At 69.3% G+C, this 251-nt stretch carries 1 protein-coding gene; it reads right to left on the bottom strand.

The window, feature by feature from the left end:
• Positions 1-27 precede the first annotated feature (27 nt).
• Positions 28-251, bottom strand: a 224-nt coding sequence (locus ADL25_RS20400; RefSeq protein WP_199839187.1) for an aldo/keto reductase, incomplete at its 5' end; no start/stop codon positions are given.

A 251-nucleotide genomic window follows, 5' to 3' on the forward strand; every position in this document is an offset into this window, starting at 1 on the left:
CACTGGGCCGGATGGTCGGCGTCGTGATCAGGCCAGGTTGCCGGCCGGGGTCCGTGTCGGGGCGAACTGCTCCTGGATCCAGTTCGGGTAGGCGATCGGCGGCCGGCTGACCTCGTCGAGTTCGGTGAGATCCTGCTCGGTGAGGATGAGGTCGCTGGCGGCGATGTTGTCCGTGAGCTGTTCCAGCTTGCGGGCGCCGACGATGACGCTGGTGACGGCGCGCTGGGCGAGCAGCCAGGCGATGGCGACCC

It is taken from the genome of Streptomyces sp. NRRL F-5122 (genome assembly GCF_001507435.1).
GTDB lineage: Bacteria > Actinomycetota > Actinomycetes > Streptomycetales > Streptomycetaceae > Streptomyces > Streptomyces lannensis.